2 protein-coding genes are annotated in these 2,501 nt (G+C 62.9%); both read right to left on the bottom strand.

Translation table 11 applies throughout. The features are described 5' to 3' along the window. Positions 1-123 precede the first annotated feature (123 nt). A complete protein-coding gene (gene istB, locus V473_RS22660) occupies positions 124-891 on the bottom strand; it encodes an IS21-like element ISSsp5 family helper ATPase IstB (protein ID WP_007686288.1) in 768 nt (255 codons plus the stop codon). Further along, positions 888-2,381, bottom strand: a complete 1,494-nt coding sequence (gene istA, locus V473_RS22665) for an IS21 family transposase (protein ID WP_011950768.1) — start codon at positions 2,379-2,381, stop codon at positions 888-890. The genes istB and istA overlap by 4 nt, the downstream gene beginning before the upstream one ends. Between the last annotated feature and the right edge of the window lie 120 nt (positions 2,382-2,501).

Here is a 2,501-nt window from a genome sequence, read left to right on the forward strand (position 1 = left end):
TGTCAACGGCGGAGCAAAAGTCGGCCATTCGGCGGCGTAAAACCAGGCCATCGTGTTACATGCCGGGGGGAGTGGCGTGAGGGCGTAGCCCGAGGGCCACTCCCCCCGGCATTGGTGTAATTTTCAGGGTCTGGTTTTGGCCTTGCGGGCCCGGCTGTGCGCGAGGCGATAGCTTTCGCCGTTCATCTCGAGGATGCTGACGTGATGGGTCAGGCGATCGAGGAGCGCGCCTGTGAGACGCTCAGATCCGAAGGTTTCGGTCCATTCGTCGAAGGGCAGGTTGCTGGTGATGAAGGTGGAGCCGCGTTCGTAACGCTGGGAGATCAGCTCGAACAACAGTTCGGCGCCGGTCTTGGAGAGCGGCACAAAGCCCAGTTCGTCGATGATGAGCAGCTTGTATCCGGCCATCTGCTTCTGGAAGCGCAGAAGACGGCGCTCGTCGCGGGCCTCCATCATTTCGCTGACCAGCGCTGCCGCGGTGGTGAAGCCCACCGACAGTCCTTTCTGGCATGCTGCCAGTCCGAGCCCCAACGCTACGTGCGTCTTTCCGGTGCCTGATGGCCCCAGAGCGATGGCGTTCTCACGCCGCTCGATCCACTCGCAGCGCGCCATCTCGAGCACCTGCATCTTGTTGAGCCTGGGGATGGCGGCGAAGTCGAAGCTGTCGAGGCTTTTGACGGCGGGGAAGCGCGCGGCCTTGATGCGCCGCTCGACCATGCGACGCTCCCTGTCGATCATTTCCATCTCGACGAGGCGGGCGAGGAAGCGGATATGATCGACGCCTTCAGCGGCACATTGCCGCGCGAGCTTGTGATGCTCACGCAGGCACGTAGGCAGCTTGAGCGCCTTGAGATGGTGAGCGAGAAGGATCTCCGGGGCCTGATCGCTCATGCGGCCTCCTGCCGGTCGGAGAGCAGGCTCAGATAGGCTCTGGCAAAGGTCTTCTCGACCGTGGTGCGTGGCAGGAAGGGATAGACGTCCAGGTCCAGCCTGGGCGGTACGCGTTCGATCCGGCACAGGACGAGGTGCTTGACGGCATCGAAGCCGATGGCGCCAAGATCGATGGCCTGTTCGACCGCCGCCTGGAGATCGGCGAGGGTGAACGTTTCCAGCAGGCGCAGTACCTGCACATATTCGCGCCTGCCATGTTTGTGCATGCGCCCTTCCATCAACCGCTGCAGTGTCGTGAACGCTTCGGGCAGGTCCCAGCCCTGCAAAGGCGCAGCCTGGTCGAATGCGTTGATCTTCTGCTCGATCAGCGGGAGATAATGGAGCGGGTCGAAGACAACCTCCTCGCGGGCATAGCAACGAGGATGACGGGCGATGACTTCGCTGCGGCAGCCGATCACCACCTCATCGACATAGGCCCTGATCCAGACCTCCTGATGGCCCCAGGCCACCGGAACCGAATAATCGTTGGTCCTGTAGCGCACCAGGGATTGCGAGGAGACCCGCCCGCCTTTCTGATCGCAGGCCTCGAAGGGTGTAGCGGGCAGAGGCTGCATGGCCGCGAGATCGCGCTGCAGCCGCTCACCGATCGTCTCGCTCTGCCCGCGCACCTTGTCCTGCTGGCGCTTGCGGCATTGCTCCTCCAGCCACAGGTTGAACGCCTCCCAGGTCGGGAACTTCGGGATCGGCACCATGAAGTTGCGCCGGCAATAGCCTACCAGCCCCTCCACATTGCCTTTCTCGTTCCCCTTGCCCGGGCGAGCATAGCGGTCGCGGATCACGTAATGTGACAGGAAAGCGCTGAACAGCGTGGCACGCTGCCGCGTGCCGTCGGGCAGGATCTTCGTCACAAGGCAGCGATCGTTGTCATAGACGATCGAGCGCGGTACCGCGCCGAAAAACGCGAAGGCATGCACGTGTCCGTCCACCCAGGCCTCCGCCACCGCCGCCGGATAGGCCCGCACATAGCAGGCATCACTGTGCGGCAGATCGAGCGCGAAGAAGTAGGCCTTCTGCTCCACCCCGCCGATCTCCACCAGCGCTTCCCCGAAATCGGCCTGCGCATCTCCCGCAGGGTGCGCCAGCGGCACGAACATCTCCCGGCTGCGCTGTTCGCGCTCCCGGATGTAATCCTTGATGATCGTATAGCCGCCGGTGAAACCATGCTCGGTGCGCAAACGGTCGAATACCCGCTTCGCCGTATGGCGTTGCTTGCGCGGGACACTGCGGTCACCCTCAAGCCATCCATCAATGATCGCCACAAACCCGTCCAGCTTCGGGCGCTGCGGTACGGACTGGCGCCGGTAACCCGGCGGCGATGAAAACGACAGCATCTTGCGTACCGTTTCGCGCGACACATTGAAACGCTTCGCCGCCGCCCGTTGGCTCATGCCATCCGCGCAAGCCAGACGGACCTGAAGATAAAGTTCCACGCTGTAGATCCCCACACCTCCCTGACTCGGCAGAAAGGCTTCAAGGTGGACGACTTTTACGCCGCCCGCAGCAGGACTATCCCGCCGCTACCGTGGTCGAATATTGCTCCGCCGTTCTCA

The organism is Sphingobium cupriresistens LL01, from assembly GCF_001046645.1.
Classification (GTDB): Bacteria; Pseudomonadota; Alphaproteobacteria; order Sphingomonadales; family Sphingomonadaceae; genus Sphingobium; species Sphingobium cupriresistens.

Bases quoted from the DNA above. Each gene is read 5' to 3' on its own strand.
- istB (WP_007686288.1), bottom strand. From the start codon at position 891: ATGAGCGATCAGGCCCCGGAGATCCTTCTCGCTCACCATCTCAAGGCG.